The sequence below is a fragment of the Kitasatospora nipponensis genome (assembly GCF_039528135.1).
GTDB classification, from domain to species: domain Bacteria; phylum Actinomycetota; class Actinomycetes; order Streptomycetales; family Streptomycetaceae; genus Kitasatospora; species Kitasatospora nipponensis.
The window spans coordinates 1-505 of sequence record NZ_BAAALF010001216.1 but is presented as its reverse complement, the minus strand read 5'-3'; the positions used below and the strand labels follow the sequence as shown (position 1 = coordinate 505).

General features: G+C 69.9%; 1 protein-coding gene. It reads right to left on the bottom strand.

Annotated features, from left to right (window positions below):
• Nucleotides 1–151 (bottom strand): RNA polymerase sigma factor (locus tag ABD323_RS46195; protein WP_425556378.1); only part of this gene is annotated, 151 nt, incomplete at its 3' end.
• Nucleotides 152–505: the final 354 nt, after the last annotated feature.

The following is a 505-nucleotide window of genomic DNA, read 5'->3' as shown; positions in this document are numbered from 1 at the left end:
CCTGGACGACGTCGTCGACGTCGGCATGCCCGCCCAGCGCCCGCCCGACGATGTTGTAGAGCAACGGCAGGTACGCGGCGATCAGTTCCTCGCGCGCCCGGTCGTCACCGGCCTGCGCCGCGACGACCAGCTCCGCGTGGTCCGCATCCATGTGCCCCATCCCCCACCTCCGTCAGGCGAGCGATCCGCCGAGTACGGCGCCACACCCTAGCGTCGGCAAGGTACGCGGCCCAAGCCTGTGCCCAGCCAGGCGACGACGGCGACATCCTGCACGTGGGCACGATCGACGCCATGAGTCATGGGCTCGTCACCGCGCAGATGTGGACCGGGGGCGAGCCCGAGCGGGGTGTGCGCCGATCCCCCGGTCGCCGTTGGCCCGTCCGCCTCATACGGTCGTGTTCCGGGCAGGATCGTTGTCACAGGAGGCCACGATGGGGCAGTACCGCTGGGTTCTGGATACCCAGGATGACGATGGCCACTGGTCCCGGCAGGACGGTGCTCCCAT